Below are 17,667 nucleotides of genomic sequence, written 5' to 3' on the forward strand. Positions count from 1 at the left end.
GCAAGCGCCCTGTAATCCTGAGTGCGAGGCAGTGAGCCATTAGTAGGCTGAACCTGTACCTTGACTTCGGTAGAGGCAGCTGAGGGGCGGCTTTGACCTGACGAGGTATACGAGGGCTCGGGGGTGGGCACCCCTGCGGCTGCAGACGGCGGCGGTGCTACATCCCCGCCAGAATCGGCGGCCGGCCAGAGAAGGAAAATCACGCTGACTATCAACAGGGCAACGAGCCCTGCCGCCAAAAACCGCTGGTGGCCAAACCCCCGTATCAGATTCATCGTCCTGCCTCTGTTCGTAAACGGCTGCTCTACACAGCCGCCACATGCGCTTCATGTTGGATCACGCGCCAAGCGGCCCGGTACAGCTGACGGGCGAAGCCAATGTTCACGGCTATGTACCTTTCCGAAACGCGTAGCTCACTCGCCAAGGCAGCCATCTGGGCGGATCTCTCCGGCCCACGTAAGCCCGGGCGGACTATCGACATGGCAACTCGCCGAAGCACATTGGTGGGAAGGCAGTTGGCAGCCAATCGGCACAGGCCGTCCAGCCCTATCCCTGCCTCCGGGTGGCAGTTCAGCGCCGCGTTGAGTGTCTTGGCGGTTTGCCGGACGACAGTGACCGCGTGCCAGCGGCGTCGGTCCTGAGGAGACGGCGGGCCGTAATGCCGTGGGCTGACAAGGCTGGAAATAGCGAGCTTCCAGGTTTCCTCAGTGACGCTTCGGTGAACCAGATCCAACATGGAGTGCGCCCATGCCTGATCGATGCAGCCTTCCGCGCTGCCCGAGATAGCTGAGAAGCCTATGACCGCAAGAACCTCCGGGGTCCCTTCCGTCGTCGTGAAGTCCACGAGCAGAGGCAGCGTTTGATGAGCGAGCTCACGGCGGATATGGGCAGCACAGATCTTGTTGCTCACTCCCTGCACCCAAGCTTCAAAAGGAATCCCTGGAAGCTCCCGGTAACGGTCCCTCACCACCCCGTCCCAGACAGCAACGCGAATCTCCTGCATGACATCATCCACGTCGCAGGAGCGTCCAATTCGTCCTAAGCGAGAGTTGACGTAACGGTGGACGCCATCAACCGCAACCAGAATCCGATCGATGGGGATGAGGAGGCCGCCTGGTGGGGGCGAGTTCCGCAGCGAAACATCCACCCCAACAGGAGGCGCTGACTGGCCTTTCGTTTGCAACGCCTTCGATTCAATTTCCATGGCTTCACCGGCTTTGACTGTACAGATCAGTACCTCGCAGGGCCGCGCGAGTGCGGCCCTGGTGTGTGGATTTGGAGGCCCACAACGATCAGCAGAAGCTATACGAATTATTGTCGAAGATACTTAAAGTATCGTCAAGAGTGCTGTTCTTACTTTTTCCGGATTCTTCGGGAAGAATGGCGCTATGCCGAGAATTACGCAGCCGCATGACGAGGCCTGGTCGGTCGACGTCGAGGCTGCGGTCGCGACGTTCGGCAACAGGTCACGCAATGAGATTCTCCGGTTCCTCACGGCCAACGGGCCGGCAACCCGGGGCGATATCGCCGCCGTGGTCAGCGCAGGCGATCCCAGTGTAGCCAAGCACCTCGCCGCGCTAGAGGAAGCTGGCGTGGTGATGGTCGACGTCGAGCCCGGCCGCAGGCACGGACGGTCGCCTAGGTATTCCGCGAACCCCGTCCGGATCAAGGAGCTGCTCGACGCCCACCTGAAGTACCTGCTGGAAGAACAAAAGTAGCCCCAGCAGCGACCTACCCCTCCTGCTCCAGCGACTCCGGAGGCTCCGGCTGTGAATTCGCCGCCGCCCGCTCTCCTTCTGGGCGCCTACTGATGTCTTTGTTCAGGTATTCCGTAATTGCTCGAAGTGTTTCCGGCGACACGTCCCCAAGAGTGCGGGCTGCGAAAGTCTTCACCCTGGCAGCGCGCAAGGACTTCACGAACTCAAGCTGCGAATCAATTCGCTGGGGCAGGCCGGCCGAATCAGCATCCAACAGATAAGCGGGATCCACATTGAAGGTTTCGCATAGAGCACCCAGCAGGGCAGGGTCGCTTACTAGTCTTCCCGTACCGTCTTTCATGTAGAACCAACGGGCCCTGGACAGCTTGATCCCTTTGTCCGCCAGCTTCTCCTGAACCTCACGGAACGTAATCGGTTGCCCCCGCTCCGCCATCACGACGTCGAGCAGCAGGTTCAGGCGGCGGGCCAGCTCAGCTTGAGGAGACAAAGCAGTACTCCCCGTGTGCTTGTCATCGCTGGTCACGACTCACCTCCCGAACGTTGCAAACGCACCTGTCAGATTCGTGGTGATGCTCAGTATTCCGGGGGTTCCCCTATCACGCAATGAGCGCCGGCCATCGCTTCCCTCAGCTCGCTCTAAGGCGTATCGTTTTGCTGTAGACCCGTCTACAGCGGGCCGTAAAGACCTCCTCATCACCTGGTTGTGGTCTCCATGGCAAACATCTTGATGCACAGGACGCGAAGCAAGATCATCCGCTTCCTCATGGCCCACGGACCGGCAACCTGCGACGACGTAGCTGCCGCTTTCAGCCGGTCAGCGCCTTCCCTCCAAGGGCAGCTGAGCCTGCTTTACGAGGCTGGCTTCCTGACATTTGAATCGGGCCGATACAGGACGCGACCGGACGAGATCGAGAGGCAGTTATCGGAGCTCGCAGCTTGGTTTCAATCCGGGGGCAGCGACTTCAAAAACGTCGCAACGGAGGCCTCCCCCTTTTCGGTGTCGCCATTCCACGCCAACGAGTTACCCGGAAAGTCGAAGCGTCCCAAGCCGGCACTCCCAACAGCTTAGGAGTTCTCATCTCCCCCGGCGTGCTTGTCAATTACTTCCCTCAGCTTGGCCAAAGTCTCGGGGGACAGTTCCTGAAGTTGCCTGGCAGCAAAGTTCTTGACTCGCGCTTCGCGCATCGATTTTAGGAGATCGAGCTGCGCCTCCACGAGCTCCGGCACCTCTGCCGAGTCATCAAGAAGATACCTGCGATCTACACCGAAAAACTCAGCGAGGTTCTGCAGCAGCTTCTGGTCCATAGCCAGCGAGCTATCACCGCCCCGCATGTAGGCCCACCGTGAACGTGAGAGCGGCGTTCCTCGTTCGCTCATGCTGTCACTAATTTCCCGAAACGAGAGCGTGCCTCTCCCTTGGGATTCGTGCAGGTCGAGCAGGAGATTGAGTTTTCTGGCGAGTCTGCTCTGGGGAGATTCAGGAAGGTGTGCTGCGTTATCTGTCATTTATGCCGCGCGTCCTCCCCCACACTGACGGGCTGAGTCGGCTTCCCTGGGCGCTGTGGTGCGATGCGAGGAAAACTTCTGTCCTGCTGACTGTTTGCCTATCAGCCTCATCCAGCAACTCAGCAGCGGATGGGTCCATCAATAGCGCGTCTTGAATCTCAACGAGCATCCTATGGAGTTTGCGGGTGGAAGCGTCTCCGCGTTCGACGCCTCGGGCCGCCGTAGCCAACCGGATGTCTTTTCGGTTAGCCGTCGCCTTTTCCCAAGTCTCTGTAAGACTGTTCAGCAAGCCCTCCCGAGTCCTCACGTCAATGCGTCGAGACATTCGACGGGCGACCGGGGGCAACGCCAAGCCGGCACACAGAAACAGCATCGCCCCGACGAAGCTCACATCGTAGGCGACTGCCAGCCTCTGCATAGTGCCCAAGTCTCCAAGCACGTGGGCAATATCCATCCCCAAAACTGCGAACACGACTACCAGAGCCAGGGTGCAGCCAATGCCGATGAGGGTGAAGGCGAGCCGGAAATGAATGGTGGCCATCCGCCGTCGAAATCTAAAGCAGACGTAGCCCGTCAAGCCCACCACGATACCGATGTAGGCGAACTGGATTGACGAGTACAAGGCAGCCGCGGGCTGGCTTCCATAGTCAAGCATGAACCGGGTCGACGATACCGGTGCTTCAATACTGAAGAAAGCAGCAGCCAGTCCCAGTACTACGAAGCTCAGGATTGTCATTCCAAGACCATCCCGGCGAACCGATGCATCATTAAACTCCGCGGCCCGGAGTATCGCCTGGGAAAGAGAGTAGATACCTACAACCATCAGGACATTCGCGCAGAGATCCAGAAGATTGCGGCCGCCGAGCAGGGCATCGCCCGCGATGTAAATCGGGTCAACGTTCAGTGACAGTGCTGTAGCAATCGCCACCGCTGCGATAAGAATGGTGTGGTCCTTCCTGTTGCGCACACCCGGCAAAATGCACAGAACAAGGCCCCAGATGACAGCAGCCGCGACTACCTGGATCACCCGAAAACCTGCTCGAATGATTTCGGTTCCAGGGCGCTGTCCCGAATCGCCGCGGCGAGGAGATCTGCGAGCGTTTCGGCGGCGGCCTCCATATCGTCCACGAAGCTGCTGCGTGCCAGGGCTCGGGACACCATCTCGCCGTCAAGGTTGGGGAACAGGCTACCCGCGTATTGCGACGAAACGCCCAATTCATCGTGACGCAGGATCATATGCCCAAGCTCATGAAGAATGAACTGCTGCCTGTGTATGAGTGAGTCGGATATCGCGTGCAGGATGATTTCCCGCGACTCGGTCGAGAGCCACAGGCCGCATACCGGCGTCCCGTTGAGGATGTCCGTGGCCTCGATCTCGATGCGGCGGCGGCGCCGAGCCGCCACGATCGCAATGAGCCCATCCAACGTCAGATGGGTGGGGAGCCGCAGAGCTTGAAAGGCTTCCGCCGCCACCTGTTCTGGTCCTGGTCCAATTGTTGTTTGCTGGTCCATACCGCCCCCTTTTGCAGCGGACAGCAAGGGTGGCTGTTGAACCACCGAGGCGCTCCGAGCGCCTCACCGTCAATTGAACGCTTCTGCTCTGGACGTGTCCAGAGCAGAAGCAGCCAAACATCAGGATCCCGCTGCGCTTGTACCTGCAACCATCCCTGACCATCCCCGGCTGGATCGAGGCCCTCGTCACCGACGCCCACGAGCAATCGGAGTGCCGAGGCGCTAGAGTACCGGTGTGAGAACCGCACTGCTGTCTGGTGCCGTGGCCCTGGCATCAGTGGCCATAATCTCTGTACACATCGCACGCACCCTGACCACCCCGTCCGGAGAACGCCTCGAGCGGGTCAAGATCCTAGACACCGGCGCCGGCACGGTCACACTCAAAGCCGATCCGGACACCCTGACACCAGGCGTGTTCAGCCTGTATTGGGGCAATCGGGCCGGGCATGCGCGCATAGGTGCCATCCTCGCCCACGACCCCTCCGGCGAGACCGTCATCCGTATCGTCGAGCAGGTTTACACGGGCAGCCTTGAGCCCGGCACCACCGGCTACTGGTCCGGATACGCATACCCGTCACCGGGCGCCATCGGACTGATAGCCGACGACGTCATCCTGCCTGGCCCTGCTCCCGCCTGGCTGATCCGGGGACGCGACAGCGGCCGATGGGTCATCCATATCCACGGCCTCGGCGGCCGACGGGCCACCGGGGTCAGAACGACCCCACTCTTCGACAGACTCGGCTTCACCCAACTGCTGATTTCCTACCGCGGGGACGGCGACGCCCCCGCAACACCCGATGGCAAGCATCATCTCGGTCACACGGAAATGGACGATGTGGAGGCAGCACTGGAATACGCCGCTTCCAACGGCGCGACCTCCATCATCCTGTCAGGCTGGTCCATGGGCGCCGCCATGGCGCTCGCAGCAACGCACACGTCGCACCACCGCCACCTGATCTCCGGCCTTGTCCTGACGGCTCCCGTCCTGTCCTGGCGCGAAACTCTTGCCTTTAATACCGCCGCAGCCCGACTGCCGGCCTTTCTAGCCGATGTGGCACTGTGGATCCTCCGCAGTCCCCTGCACGGGGTAGCCGGAACCGGGCAGCCTCTTGACCTCCGCCCGCTGGACTTAACCCAGGAGGGGCCCCTTGTTCCCGTTCTCCTCCTGCACAGCGAGGCGGACAGCAGCACCCCGATCAGCATCAGCGCAGCCTATGCAGCCCGGTTCCCGGACCAAGTACAGCTGGTGCCATTTCCGGCCGGCCGGCACACCCAGGAATGGAATGCGGACCCGCGGCTCTGGGAGGACTCTGTCGAGGAATGGCTGAGTGCCCACTCATAGTTCTCTCGCATCGAACCGCCTCTGCCGGTCGGCCGCCGTCAACCAGGCAACGTAAAGTAGCTGGCCGGATCGCCGACGCCAAGCAGCTCGTGGTGGAAGGCGATGGCGTCCACCGGCCGGGTTTCGACGAACAGAACCGCCACCTGGCGGGAGTGGACGACCGTGTATCGCTTGGGCCCGTCCAGCCAGGAATGAATGCCGGTGTATTCCTCGACGAACAACCCGTCAGCGAGCAGGCCCCGCTCCTCGAGCAGTTCGTATACAACATTCCAGGCGAGATCCATGAGTTCATGGATGGCTGCCTCAACCGTTGGAGCTGTCATACTTCCATGGTCCTCCCGGACACGGACAGGCTCCCGGAGTACCGCAAGCGTGTCGCCACGCTCGAGGTGTCAGTCGTCGTGCAGGCTGCATCAGCAGCCCTAATCGCAAGCCTTCAAGACGCCAATGATAGCGTCGTGTTCGGCTTGCGTGACCCAGAGGCTGTACTTGGCTTTAACAGCGGTTTGACGGGCAACGTACTCGCAACGGAAGGCCCGGTTTGGTGGCAGCCATGTGGCCGCATCCTTGTCGCCCTTGGCGCTGTTGGTGGGCCCGTCGGTGGCCATGAGGTTAAGCGGATCGTTGGCCAGTTCCTCGCGCTGTCCCGCGCTGAGCTGCTGGGCGCCCTTCTGCCAGGCGTCACTGAGCGGGACGACGTGGTCGATTTGGACTGCGTTACTCGTGTCCTGGCCCCGGATGAATCTGATCGTTGTTCCGGTGTACTTGTCCGCAAGGGAGCCCGTGGTGACCACGCAGTTATGGGTGCCGGGCTTGAAGGTTTCGTCGGTCAGATCGCGGGCGAGGACGTCATTGCGGGTGTCGCAACCGTTGTGGTCCGTGTCCGACCATGCCGGGCCAAACTCGTCACGGGTATAGCCGGTCTTAGGCGCCCGACCTTTCACCGGAATCCCGTCCAGCTGTTTGAGTGCAGCGGCCGCGTCAACGGCGGCCAGCCCAGTGCCCGCGTCGCCGTGAGCAGACTTTGAGGCCTCTAAAGCGTTGGCCGCCGTGTCACAACCGGCAAGGGAACCTGCCAGAAACAGGGCAGTTATAGCGACAAAAGTCCTGTCGGCGATTCGAGTGAGCTTCATGGTCCTTCTCAGTGCTGCGAAGTCTCTACGCTAGCCTTCAGAGCCGCTTAGATCGTGCATTGCGTGGCGTGGTGCTCCTCACTCGCCTAAGCGTCCTCCAACCGGTCAAAAGAGGAATGGTTGGCTCAATTAGCTGGTGCAAGCCTGACTCTTGCCCGGGTGCCGATGAGCCGTTCCTTGACCGCGGGCCCTTCGCTGACTGGAAGAGGCCTAGCCGCGCTGCCGGGTAGGATCTCGCTCAGCTTCGCAATTTCGAGAATGTGTTCGGAAGTGAAAATGATCTTTCCCTTCCCCCAGCAGGCATGGGGGAAGCGTCCGCTGGTGGCGCCATCGCGGAGCCAGGACTCGGTGCAGCGCATGAGGGCGGCTGCTTCGGCTGGCTCGAAAAATTCGATGTCCACGGAAACCTCCATCGGGAAGAGTTGGTTTCCACTTCCATGCAGGTACGAAGACCCACCGACATGACCGGTTCCATCACCGCTGGAAAGCTGTCACCGAGCGCTCAGTTGCGTCAGCACCGACCTGCAATGCCTCCGGCATCAAGTGTCCGTATACCTGCTCGGTGGTCTTTGTCGAAGCGTGCCCCAGCCGACGCGAGATGGTGAACAAGGGCACGCCATCCTGGATAAGCCAGGAAGCGTGCGTATGGCGGAGATCGTGGATCCTTGGGTTTTTCGTCAGGCCCAAGGCCTGGGCTGTGCGAACTGCAGGGATCCAGTAATCGTCCCAGTAGAGCTTGTGAACAATTCGGCCGCCCTTGGGCGTCGTGAACACTAGGTCCTTGCCAGGCCTGCTCGCCACCAGCGGGATCAGCAGCTCAACCAGCGCCGGGTTCAGACCGATAGTCCTCTTGCCAGCCCCGGTCTTGGTCGGGCCAACGTAGAACTGGTTCTGCCCATCCCGCTTCCACGCCTTGTTGATCCGTGCAGTAGGCGGTTTTGAAAGCAGATCCACGTCGGCCACGGTCAATGCGGTGGCTTCTCCAAAGCGGGTGCCGGTCATGACCAGGAAGTCCGTGAAGGCCTTGTACCGCTCCCCCATTCCCTCCATGATGAGCCTGTACTCGGCATGCGTGAGGAACATGGCCTCATCCTCAGCCTTCTCAATGTTCGGGAGCTGCACGCCACGACAGGGATTGCGGGTGATGTAGCCGAGCATCTCGGCGGTATTCATTGAAGCTGATATGAGGCCGTGGATGTTGTGGATCGTTTTGGGCGCCTTGCCCTTGGCCATCATCGACTTCACCCAATGGGCAATGACGCGGTAGTCGAGCTTGTCCACAGGAACGTGGCCGATGACCGGCCGGATGTGGAGTTCAAGCATGGTCTGGTACGTCTTGACTGTCCCGCTGGACGGGCGGACCAGCAGATCGATATGTTCCTGGATGACTTCCGCCACAGAAGGAGGGCGCTTCTCGTTTGTCAGGATGGCGTGCTGAGCGATCTCGAAGGACTGGCCATTGGCGTCCAGAAGCCTCTTCAGGGTCTCGGCTTCGACGAGACTAGCGACTGTCAGTCCCTGCTGCTCGCGGCTCTTTGGGTCCCGCCACAGCACCATGTAGGACGAGGAACCGTCCTTCTTAGTGCGTTTACGGATGCTTGCCACATCCAAAACGGTACGCCGCTGTCAACACTTTGGGCGTTTTTGTCAACACACAAAGTGGAAAGTGGCCTTCGACCTGCGGAAACACTGTGCCCGAGGTGGGACTCGAACCCACACACCTTTCGATACCGCATTTTGAGTGCGGCGCGTCTGCCAATTCCGCCACTCGGGCGCGGAATACGTGGGAGCGAAAGTACGCCCACAGCTGACTGTGAGCAACGCGATCGCTTCACGTACGCGGAATTACTCTACATGCAGATAGGCTGAATTCCAGAATCGCGCCGCCGTCGCCGCAAACGAACCCTGCAAACCAAGTACAGCCGCGGTGGCACCTAAGATAGTGATGTCCCGCCGTACCTTTTCAAGGAGATCCCGTGACTGAACAGACGGAGTCCAAGCCCACGTCCCAGCCGGCGCGCCGCGTCATTGTGGCAGAGGATGAAACCCTCATCCGCCTCGACATCATCGAGATCCTGCGCGGCGAAGGCTATGACGTCGTGGGCGAGGCGGACAACGGCGAGAAGGCCGTGCAGCTCGCCGAGGAACTGAAGCCTGACCTGGTCCTCATGGACGTGAAGATGCCGGTCATGGACGGCATTTCCGCGGCCGAGAAGATCGTCAAGGCCCGCATCGCCCCCGTGGTACTGCTGACCGCCTTCAGCCAGAAAGAACTGGTGGAGCGCGCCCGCGACGCCGGCGCCATGGCCTACGTAGTCAAGCCTTTCACGCCCGCTGACCTCATCCCGGCGCTGGAAATCGCACTTTCCCGCCACGAGGAAATCAAGGCCCTCGAAAGTGAGGTGTCCGATCTCCAGGAGCAGTTCGCCACCCGCAAGCTCGTCGAACGTGCCAAGAGCCTGCTGACCACCAAGATGGGCCTGACGGAACCCGAAGCCTTCCGCTGGATCCAGAAGACCTCCATGGACCGCCGCCTCAGCATGCGCGAGGTCGCCGAAACCATCATCAACCAGGTCAACTAGCGCCATTGGCCGGGCCCGGAGAGATTACGACGACGGCCCGGCCACCAAAAAGCAACGGTCACCGACCGACCGGTCACCATAGAAACAGCACAGCGAAAAGGACCCCCGCCAACCGGCAGGGGTCCTTTTCGTTTGAAGCCTAGTCCTGGGGGGACTGGTTCTTCTTCTTCTTTTCCGGCCAGGGGCCGAGCTTTTCGCGGTTGCTGCCGGGCTCTCCACCCTGGCTGCCGGCGTCGGCGAGGTCGCCCACCTTGTGGACCTTCAGCATGTTCGTGGAGCCGGCCTTTCCGGGAGGGGAACCGGCGGCAATGACCACCAGGTCGCCATCGTCCACCAGGTCCATTTCCAGCAGGCTGCGGTCAACCTGGGAGGTCATTTCGTCGGTGTGACCCACCATGGGGACCAGCACCGGCTGGATGCCCCAGGTCAGTGCGAGCTGGTTCCACACGTGCTCCACCGGAGTGAAGGCGAACACGGCCTTGATGGGCCGCAGGCGGGAGAGGCGGCGGGCGGAGTCGCCGGACTGGGTGAAGGTACAGATGTACTTCGCATCCAGCTGGTCGGCGATTTCGACGGCGGCACGCGTGATGGCGCCACCACGGGTCTTGGGCTTGGTCCCCAGCGGGGGAACGCGCTCCAGGCCATGAACCTCGGTGGACTCGATGATCCGGGCCATGGTCTTGACCGTCTCGATGGGATACTTGCCCACGCTGGTCTCACCGGACAGCATGACTGCGTCGGCACCGTCCAGCACGGCGTTGGCGCAGTCGGACGCCTCTGCACGGGTGGGGCGCGGGTTGTCGATCATGGACTCCAGCACCTGGGTGGCCACGATGACCGGCTTCGCCCAACGGCGTGCCAGTTCCACGGCGCGCTTCTGGACAATCGGCACTTCCTCGAGCGGCAGTTCCACGCCGAGGTCGCCACGGGCCACCATGATCGCATCGAACGCGTCGATGATCTCCGGCAGCTGCTCCACGGCCTGCGGCTTTTCGATCTTGGCGATGACCGGCACGCGGCGGCCTTCCTCGTCCATGATCTCGTGCACACGGGCAATGTCCGAAGCGTCGCGGACGAACGAGAGCGCCACCAGGTCAACACCCCGGCGGATCGCCCAGCGCAGGTCGTCCTCGTCTTTTTCGCTCAGCGCGGGAACGTTGACTGCCACGCCGGGGAGGTTGATGCCCTTGTTGTTGGACACCATGCCGCCCACGGTCACCTCGGCGACAACCTTGACGTCGTCGACCTCGATGGCGCGAAGTGCCACCTTGCCGTCGTCGATCAGCAGCGCGTCACCCACGTTGACGTCCTCAGTGAGGCTCTTCAGCGTGGTGGAGCAGATGTCCTTGGTGCCGGGAACATCCTCGGTGGTGATGGTGAAGATGTCACCAACGGCCAGGGCGTGCGGGCCGTCAACGAAGCGGCCCAGGCGGATCTTGGGACCCTGCAGATCGGCCATGATGGCCACGGCCTTGCTCAGGTCGGACGCGGCCTTGCGGACGTTCTCGTAGGTGTTGTCATGCACGGTGTAGTCGCCGTGGCTCATGTTCATGCGGGCGACGTCAACGCCGGCTTCCAGCACCGCGAGCGTGTTTTCGTAGCTGGCAATTGCCGGGCCGAACGTAGCCACAATTTTTGCGCGTCTCATATACCTACCCTATTGGTCTCTTGCATTGGTTAAGTTGTCTGCGAGGTGAACCCTCGATGCATCCCCCGGGACAGCGGTCAGAGGACGGCGATAGCGCGGTCCGTTGGCGCGACGGGCGCAGGAAGGATGGTGCTTCCCATCAGGTACTTGTCCACCGCGGCGGCGGCGGCGCGGCCTTCGGCGATGGCCCACACGATCAGCGACTGCCCGCGGCCGGCATCACCGGCAACGAACACACCCTCGGTGTTGGTCATGTAGTAGCCGTCGCGGGCCACGTTGCCGCGGCCATCGAACTCGGCGTGCACCTGCTCGGTGATGCCCGCAGGTTCAGCGCCGGTGAAGCCCAGGGAAAGGAACACCAGGTCAGCGGGGATGATCCGCTCGGTGCCGGCCTTGGGGAGCCGCTTGCCGTCGACGAACTCGGTCTCGGCCACCTTCACGCCGGTCAGCTTGCCGTTTTCGCCAACGAACTCGACGGTGGAGGCGAGGTAGGTGCGTTCGCCGCCTTCCTCGTGTGCGCTGGCCACCTCGAAGAGGGTGGGGAACGTCGGCCACGGCTGGTGGCTGGCCCGCTCCGCCGGCGGCTGCTTGCCGATGGCCAGGGTGGTGACGGACGCGGCGCCATGCCGGTGCGCAGTACCCAGGCAGTCGGCACCGGTATCACCGCCGCCCAGGATCACCACGTGCTTGCCGTGCGCGTTGATCTGGTTCTCGATGGTTTCCCCGGCCACCGCACGGTTGGCAGGCACCAGGTAATCCATCGCGAAGTGGACGCCGTCCAGGTCGCGGCCCGGCATGGGCAGGTCACGCGGAACGGTGGCACCCGTGCAGACCACGACGGCGTCGTAGCGCCTGCGCAGCTGCTCCCAGGTGACGTCGGCACCCACGGAAACGCCCGTCCGGAACCGGGTGCCTTCCGCCTTCATCTGCTCGACGCGGCGGTCCACCTGCTCTTTTTCCATCTTGAAGTCGGGGATGCCGTACCGGAGCAGGCCGCCGATCTTGTCGTCCCGCTCGTAGACGGCAACGGTGTGGCCCACGCGGGTGAGCTGCTGGGCTACGGCCAGGCCGGCGGGGCCGGAGCCGACCACCGCGACGGTTTTGCCGGTGAGGCGCGCGGGCGGCAGCGGGGTGACCCAGCCGTTGTCCCAGGCCTCGTCGATGATCGAAACTTCCACCTGCTTGATGGTGACGGCGGGCTGGTTGATTCCCAGCACGCAGGACGCCTCGCAGGGCGCCGGGCAGAGCCGGCCGGTGAACTCCGGGAAGTTGTTCGTGGCGTGCAGTCGCTCGATTGCCTCGTCACCCTTGTCCCGCCACATGAGGTCGTTCCACTCGGGGATAAGGTTGCCCAGCGGGCAGCCCTGGTGGCAGAACGGGACACCGCAGTCCATGCAGCGTCCGGCCTGGGCCTTCAGCGTGCCCTTTTCCTGCGCCTCGTAGACCTCTTTCCAGTCCATGATGCGGACGGGAACGGGACGGCGTGGCTGGGTTTCACGCTGGCGTACTTTCAGAAATCCGCGTGGATCAGCCACCGGTAACCTCCAGGATTCGAGACCATACTTCTTCGCCGTCGGGGTCAAGGCCCTCTTCGATGGCGTCGAGACGGGTTTGCAGCACGGCCGCGTAGTCGCGCGGCAGCACCTTGGTGATGCGGGCGGCGGTGTCATCGAAGTTCTCGAGGAGGCGTGCCGCCAGCTGGGAGTCAGTTTCTTCCACGTGCTTGACCAGAAGGCCGTGGACGATGTCGCGGTCCTCGGAGTCCAGCTCGCGCAGCTGCAGCTCGCCGGACTCCAGCGCCTGCTTGTTGACGCGGGTGGTCCGCAGGTCCAGGACGTAGGCGGTACCACCGGACATGCCTGCGCCGAAGTTGCGGCCGGTGCGTCCGATGATCAGCGTCTGGCCGCCGGTCATGTACTCGCAGCCATGGTCGCCAATGCCTTCGACGACGGCGGTGGCACCGGAGTTGCGGACCAGGAAGCGTTCGCCGACCTGGCCGCGCAGGAACATCTCGCCGCTCGTGGCGCCGTAGCCGATCACGTTGCCGGCGATGACGTTGGTCTCCGCCTTGAACACGTTGGTACGGTCCGGGCGGACGATGATCCGGCCGCCGGACAGGCCCTTACCCACGTAGTCGTTCGAGTCGCCGTACAGCCGCAGCGTGATGCCCGCGGGCAGGAAGGCGCCCAGGGACTGGCCCGCGGTGCCGTTGAGCGTGACGTCGATGGTGTCGGTGGCCAGGACATCGGTACCAAAGGTCTTGGTGACCACGTGTCCCAGCATGGTGCCCACCGAACGGTCGGTGTTGATGACGTCCACGGTGATCTTCACCGGGCTGCGGTCGGTCAGCGCCTCGGTAGCCATGGTGATCAGGCGCTGGTCGAAGTGCTTGTCCAGCTCGTGGTTCTGGCCCGTCATGTTCCGCAGCGGCGCGTCGTCGTCGAACTCCAGGCCGTGCAGGATCGGGTCCAGGTCCAGGCCGTCGGCCTTCCAGTGGTTTACGGCTTCGCGGGTGTCCAGGACCTCGGCGTGGCCGATGGCCTCCTCGAGGCTCCGGAACCCTAGCTCCGCGAGGATTTCGCGGACTTCCTCGGCCAGGAACTCGAAGAAGTTGACCACGAACTCGGGCTTGCCGCTGAACCGCGCACGCAGTTCGGGGTTCTGCGTGGCAACACCCACGGGGCAGGTGTCCAGGTGGCAGACGCGCATCATGATGCAGCCTTCGACCACCAGTGGTGCGGTGGCGAAGCCGAACTCCTCGCCGCCCAACAGGGCAGCGATGACAACGTCACGGCCGGTCTTGAGCTGGCCGTCCACCTGCACCACAACACGGTCGCGCAGGCCGTTCAGCATCAGCGTCTGCTGGGTCTCGGCCAGGCCGAGCTCCCACGGAACACCGGCGTGCTTGAGCGAGTTCAGCGGCGAGGCGCCGGTGCCGCCGTCATGTCCGGAGACAAGTACGACGTCGGCCTTCGCCTTGGTCACGCCGGACGCCACCGTGCCGATCCCGACTTCCGAGACAAGCTTCACGTGCACGCGGGCCGAGGGGTTGGCGCGCTTGGCATCGTAGATGAGCTGCGCCAGGTCCTCGATGGAGTAGATGTCGTGGTGGGGAGGCGGGGAGATGAGTCCGACGCCGGGGGTCGAGTGCCGCGTGCGGGCAACCCACGGGTAGACCTTCTGCGCCATCAGCTGGCCGCCTTCGCCGGGCTTGGCACCCTGCGCCATCTTGATCTGGATGTCGTCGGCGTTGGTCAGGTAGAGGCTGGTCACGCCGAAGCGGCCGGACGCGATCTGCTTGACGGCAGAGCGGCGCTTCGGGTCCAGCAGGCGGTCCACATCCTCGCCGCCTTCACCGGTGTTGGACTTGCCGCCCAGCTGGTTCATGGCGATGGCCAGCGTCTCGTGGGCTTCCTGGGAGATGGAGCCGTAGCTCATCGCACCGGTGGAGAACCGCTTGACGATGCTGGAGACGGGCTCCACTTCCTCAAGGGGAACGGAGGGGCGCTCGTTCTTGAACTTGAGCAGGCCGCGGAGGGTCATCAGGTTGGTGGACTGGTCGTCCACTCCCCTGGTGTATGCCTTGAAGATGTCGTAGCGGCGCTCACGCGTGGCGTGCTGCAGCCGGAAGACGGTCTCCGGGTTGAACAGGTGCGGCTCGCCGTCGCGGCGCCACTGGTACTCGCCGCCGCCCAGGAGCGGACGGTGCGGCTGCTCGATGCCGCCCTCCGGGTAGGCCATCTGGTGCCGGGCGGAAACCTCGGCAGCGATGACGTCCAGGCCCACGCCGCCCAGCTGGGAGTGCGTGCCGGCGAAGAATTCGTCCACCAGTTCCTGGCCCAGGCCCAGTGCCTCGAACGTCTGGGCGCCGGTGTAGGAGGCCACGGTGGAGATGCCCATCTTGGACATGATCTTCAGGACGCCCTTGCCCAGGCCCTTGATCAGGTTGTAGACGCCGTCCTGCGGGGTGACGCCCGTGACGTCGCCTGCCGCGATGAGCTGCTCCACGGATTCCATGGCCAGGTACGGGTTGACGGCGGAGGCGCCGTAGCCAATCAGGACGGCCACATGATGTGTCTCGCGGACGTCGCCGGCCTCGACTACCAGGGCGGTCTTGGTGCGGTTGGCGCTGCGCAGCAGGTGGTGGTGCACGGCACTGACCAGCAGCAGCGACGGGATGGGCGCCCACTGGGCGTTGGAGTCACGGTCGGACAGCACGATGTACTGGACGCCGCGGTTGATGGCGCCGGAAACCTGCTCGCAGATTTCGGTGAGCCGGGCTCGGAGCGCGTTTTCGCCGCCTTCGGGGCGGTACAGGCCGCGGACCTTCATGGCCACACGGTCGCCGTCGGGGCTTTCGATGTTGGCGATCTTGGCGAGCTGGTCGTTGTTGATCACCGGGAAGGGCAGCTGGACCTGCGGCTGGCGGACCTGCTTGGTGTCCAGGAGGTTGCCGTTGGGCCCGATGGCACAGGTCAGGGACGTAACGAGCTCTTCACGGATGGCGTCCAGGGGCGGGTTGGTGACCTGCGCGAAGGACTGCACAAAGTAGTCGAAGAGCAGGCGCGGGCGCTTGGACAGGACGGCCACCGGGGTGTCCGAACCCATGGCACCCAGGGGCTCGGCGCCGGTGCGGGCCATCGGGCCCAGCAGGATCTTCAGTTCCTCGGTGGTGTAGCCGAAGGTGCGCTGGCGGATGTTGACGGATGCGGCGGTGTGGACCACGTGCTCGCGCTCGGGCAGGTCGTTGAGGTCGATCAGGTTGTCCTTGACCCACTCGGCCCACGGGTTGGCCGCGGCCACTTCGGCCTTGACCTCTTCGTCGTCGATGATGCGGCCGGACTCGGTGTCCACCAGGAACATCTTGCCCGGGGACACGCGGCCCTTCTTGACCACCTTGGAGGGTTCGACGTCGATCACGCCCACCTCGGAAGCAAAGACGATCAGCCCGTCCTCGGTGATCCAGAAGCGGCCGGGACGCAGTCCGTTGCGGTCCAGGGTGGCTCCCACCAGGTTGCCGTCAGTGAACGAGACGGCGGCGGGGCCGTCCCAGGGTTCCATCAGCAGCGAGTGGTACTCGTAGAAGGCGCGGCGGGCCGGATCCATGGTGGCGTGGTTTTCCCAGGCCTCCGGGATCATCATCATGATCGAGTGCGTGATGGGACGGCCGGACAGCCACAGCAGTTCCGCTACCTCGTCAAAGGACGCGGAGTCGGAGGCACCGGGGGTGCAGATGGGGTACAGCTCTTCCGGCGAGTCGCCCAGCAGCGGGTTGGCAAGCTGGGACTGGCGTGCGCGCATCCAGTTCCGGTTGCCCTTGACGGTGTTGATCTCACCGTTGTGGGCGATGGTCCGGAACGGCTGTGCGAGCGGCCAGGACGGGAAGGTGTTGGTGGAGAAGCGGGAGTGGACGATCGCGAGCTTGGTCTTGAAGCGCTTGTCGGACAGGTCCGGGTAGAACGGCTCCAGCTGGGCGGTGGTGAGCATGCCCTTGTAGACGATGGTGCGGGAGGACAGCGACGGGAAGTACACGCCGAACTTGTTCTGCGCGCGCTTGCGGATCCGCCAGGCGCGGGAGTCCAGCTCGTTGCGGTCCAGTTCCTCGCCACTGGCAGACGCCAGGAAGGGCTGGGAGAAGTAGGGCATGCAGGCACGGGCCATCGCACCCACCAGGTCGGCGACTACCGGCACTTCACGCCAGCCGAGGACCTTGAGGCCCTCGTCGGCGGCCAGGCCTTCGATGCCTGCCTTGGCGGCGTCGGCCTCCCGCTGCTCGGCAGGAAGGAATGCCGTGCCCGCAACGTACTGGCCGGGAGCGGGCAGCTCGAACTCGGTAACGGCCCGGAAGAACTCGTCCGGGATCTGCATGAGCAGGCCCGCGCCGTCGCCGGTACCCTCGTCGGCGCCTACGGCACCACGGTGCTCAAGGTTGCGCAGCGCGGTCAGGGCGGCATCGACGATGTCGTACCCGGGTTCGCCGCGCAGGGTCGCAATAATAGCGAGCCCGCAGGCGTCCTTCTCCTGTTCCGGGTTGTACAGCCCGGCGCCCTCCGGCATGGCTGCGAAGCGCTTGAACGGCGACAGGGCAGTCTCAGGCTGATCCGGTTCGGACCAGCTGGGAGTGTTAAGAGTTTGGGTCATGGGAGACGTCCTTCCTCCTGATCGTGCGTATGGAAGGGACACCGTTGGCCCCACTCGTCGGCGCCGCTGCAAAGGGCACAACAAA

Annotated in this window: 16 protein-coding genes and 1 tRNA gene; 4 read left to right on the plus strand and 13 right to left on the minus strand. The window is 63.2% G+C overall.

Features of this window, described 5'->3' with window-relative positions:
• Positions 1-304: 304 nt before the first annotated feature.
• Complete coding sequence (locus ACTHQS_RS14885; RefSeq protein WP_440170385.1) at positions 305-1,204, minus strand: hypothetical protein; 900 nt, start codon at positions 1,202-1,204, stop codon at positions 305-307.
• 184 nt (positions 1,205-1,388) lie between these two features.
• Between ACTHQS_RS14885 and ACTHQS_RS14890 the strand changes: the two genes are divergently transcribed.
• Positions 1,389-1,718, plus strand: a complete 330-nt coding sequence (locus ACTHQS_RS14890; RefSeq protein ID WP_440170387.1) for an ArsR/SmtB family transcription factor — start codon at positions 1,389-1,391, stop codon at positions 1,716-1,718.
• 13 nt (positions 1,719-1,731) lie between these two features.
• Here ACTHQS_RS14890 and ACTHQS_RS14895 read toward each other — a convergent pair whose 3' ends face one another.
• Complete coding sequence (locus ACTHQS_RS14895) at positions 1,732-2,241, minus strand: hypothetical protein (RefSeq protein WP_440170389.1); 510 nt, start codon at positions 2,239-2,241, stop codon at positions 1,732-1,734.
• A 204-nt stretch (positions 2,242-2,445) separates the two neighbouring features.
• Between ACTHQS_RS14895 and ACTHQS_RS14900 the strand changes: the two genes are divergently transcribed.
• A complete protein-coding gene (locus ACTHQS_RS14900) occupies positions 2,446-2,787 on the plus strand; it encodes an ArsR/SmtB family transcription factor (protein WP_440170614.1) in 342 nt (113 codons plus the stop codon).
• On the opposite strand, the gene ACTHQS_RS14905 is transcribed toward ACTHQS_RS14900, so the two are convergent.
• The 3 genes from ACTHQS_RS14905 to ACTHQS_RS14915 are packed head-to-tail and all read right to left on the minus strand — an operon-like array spanning position 2,784 to position 4,736.
• Positions 2,784-3,224, minus strand: a complete 441-nt coding sequence (locus ACTHQS_RS14905) for a hypothetical protein (protein ID WP_440170391.1) — start codon at positions 3,222-3,224, stop codon at positions 2,784-2,786. The two genes, ACTHQS_RS14900 and ACTHQS_RS14905, sit on opposite strands and share 4 nt — an antisense overlap.
• Entirely contained in the window at positions 3,214-4,251 is a 1,038-nt protein-coding gene (locus ACTHQS_RS14910) for a hypothetical protein (RefSeq protein WP_440170393.1), read from the minus strand. The genes ACTHQS_RS14905 and ACTHQS_RS14910 overlap by 11 nt, the downstream gene beginning before the upstream one ends.
• A complete protein-coding gene (locus tag ACTHQS_RS14915) occupies positions 4,248-4,736 on the minus strand; it encodes a hypothetical protein (RefSeq protein ID WP_440170395.1) in 489 nt (162 codons plus the stop codon). The genes ACTHQS_RS14910 and ACTHQS_RS14915 overlap by 4 nt, the downstream gene beginning before the upstream one ends.
• Positions 4,737-4,971: 235 nt before the next feature.
• On the opposite strand from ACTHQS_RS14915, the gene ACTHQS_RS14920 reads away from it, so the two are divergent.
• Positions 4,972-6,078, plus strand: coding sequence for an alpha/beta hydrolase family protein (locus ACTHQS_RS14920; RefSeq protein ID WP_440170397.1), 1,107 nt, complete (start codon positions 4,972-4,974; stop codon positions 6,076-6,078).
• 38 nt (positions 6,079-6,116) lie between these two features.
• Here ACTHQS_RS14920 and ACTHQS_RS14925 read toward each other — a convergent pair whose 3' ends face one another.
• The 5 genes from ACTHQS_RS14925 to ACTHQS_RS14945 all read right to left on the minus strand — a co-directional run bounded on the left by ACTHQS_RS14925 (position 6,117) and on the right by ACTHQS_RS14945 (position 8,985).
• Positions 6,117-6,401: a hypothetical protein gene (locus ACTHQS_RS14925; protein ID WP_440170399.1), complete on the minus strand. Its 285-nt coding sequence runs from the start codon at positions 6,399-6,401 to the stop codon at positions 6,117-6,119.
• Between the two features lie 99 nt (positions 6,402-6,500).
• Positions 6,501-7,211, minus strand: a complete 711-nt coding sequence (locus ACTHQS_RS14930; RefSeq protein ID WP_440170401.1) for an HNH endonuclease family protein — start codon at positions 7,209-7,211, stop codon at positions 6,501-6,503.
• A gap of 125 nt (positions 7,212-7,336) precedes the next feature.
• Entirely contained in the window at positions 7,337-7,612 is a 276-nt protein-coding gene (locus ACTHQS_RS14935) for a hypothetical protein (protein WP_440170403.1), read from the minus strand.
• A 73-nt stretch (positions 7,613-7,685) separates the two neighbouring features.
• Positions 7,686-8,816: a tyrosine-type recombinase/integrase gene (locus tag ACTHQS_RS14940; protein WP_440170405.1), complete on the minus strand. Its 1,131-nt coding sequence runs from the start codon at positions 8,814-8,816 to the stop codon at positions 7,686-7,688.
• Between the two features lie 87 nt (positions 8,817-8,903).
• Positions 8,904-8,985, minus strand: a tRNA-Leu gene (locus ACTHQS_RS14945).
• Between the two features lie 202 nt (positions 8,986-9,187).
• Between ACTHQS_RS14945 and ACTHQS_RS14950 the strand changes: the two genes are divergently transcribed.
• Positions 9,188-9,793 (plus strand): ANTAR domain-containing response regulator, encoded by a 606-nt coding sequence (locus tag ACTHQS_RS14950; protein ID WP_009358190.1) that lies wholly within the window; start codon positions 9,188-9,190, stop codon positions 9,791-9,793.
• Between the two features lie 139 nt (positions 9,794-9,932).
• On the opposite strand, the gene pyk is transcribed toward ACTHQS_RS14950, so the two are convergent.
• The 3 genes from pyk to gltB all read right to left on the minus strand — a co-directional run bounded on the left by pyk (position 9,933) and on the right by gltB (position 17,582).
• On the minus strand, positions 9,933-11,441 hold the full coding sequence (gene pyk, locus ACTHQS_RS14955; RefSeq protein ID WP_440170408.1) for a pyruvate kinase: 1,509 nt from the start codon (positions 11,439-11,441) through the stop codon (positions 9,933-9,935).
• Between the two features lie 77 nt (positions 11,442-11,518).
• Positions 11,519-12,976 carry a glutamate synthase subunit beta gene (locus tag ACTHQS_RS14960; RefSeq protein WP_440170410.1) on the minus strand — a complete coding sequence of 486 codons (1,458 nt, stop codon included), beginning with the start codon at positions 12,974-12,976 and terminating at the stop codon, positions 11,519-11,521.
• Entirely contained in the window at positions 12,969-17,582 is a 4,614-nt protein-coding gene (gltB, locus tag ACTHQS_RS14965; protein WP_440170413.1) for a glutamate synthase large subunit, read from the minus strand. The genes ACTHQS_RS14960 and gltB overlap by 8 nt, the downstream gene beginning before the upstream one ends.
• Positions 17,583-17,667 lie beyond the last annotated feature (85 nt).

The sequence above is a fragment of the Arthrobacter sp. SAFR-044 genome (assembly GCF_051965175.1).
Classification (GTDB): Bacteria; Actinomycetota; Actinomycetes; order Actinomycetales; family Micrococcaceae; genus Arthrobacter.

Coding starts and splice junctions, on each gene's coding strand:
- ACTHQS_RS14905 (WP_440170391.1), bottom strand. CDS start 3,224: ATGACAGATAACGCAGCACACCTTCCTGAATCTCCCCAGAGCAGACTC.
- ACTHQS_RS14925 (WP_440170399.1), bottom strand. CDS start 6,401: ATGACAGCTCCAACGGTTGAGGCAGCCATCCATGAACTCATGGATCTC.
- pyk (WP_440170408.1), bottom strand. CDS start 11,441: ATGAGACGCGCAAAAATTGTGGCTACGTTCGGCCCGGCAATTGCCAGC.
- ACTHQS_RS14890 (WP_440170387.1), top strand. CDS start 1,389: ATGCCGAGAATTACGCAGCCGCATGACGAGGCCTGGTCGGTCGACGTC.
- ACTHQS_RS14930 (WP_440170401.1), bottom strand. CDS start 7,211: ATGAAGCTCACTCGAATCGCCGACAGGACTTTTGTCGCTATAACTGCC.
- gltB (WP_440170413.1), bottom strand. CDS start 17,582: ATGACCCAAACTCTTAACACTCCCAGCTGGTCCGAACCGGATCAGCCT.
- ACTHQS_RS14900 (WP_440170614.1), top strand. CDS start 2,446: ATGCACAGGACGCGAAGCAAGATCATCCGCTTCCTCATGGCCCACGGA.
- ACTHQS_RS14915 (WP_440170395.1), bottom strand. CDS start 4,736: ATGGACCAGCAAACAACAATTGGACCAGGACCAGAACAGGTGGCGGCG.
- ACTHQS_RS14885 (WP_440170385.1), bottom strand. CDS start 1,204: ATGGAAATTGAATCGAAGGCGTTGCAAACGAAAGGCCAGTCAGCGCCT.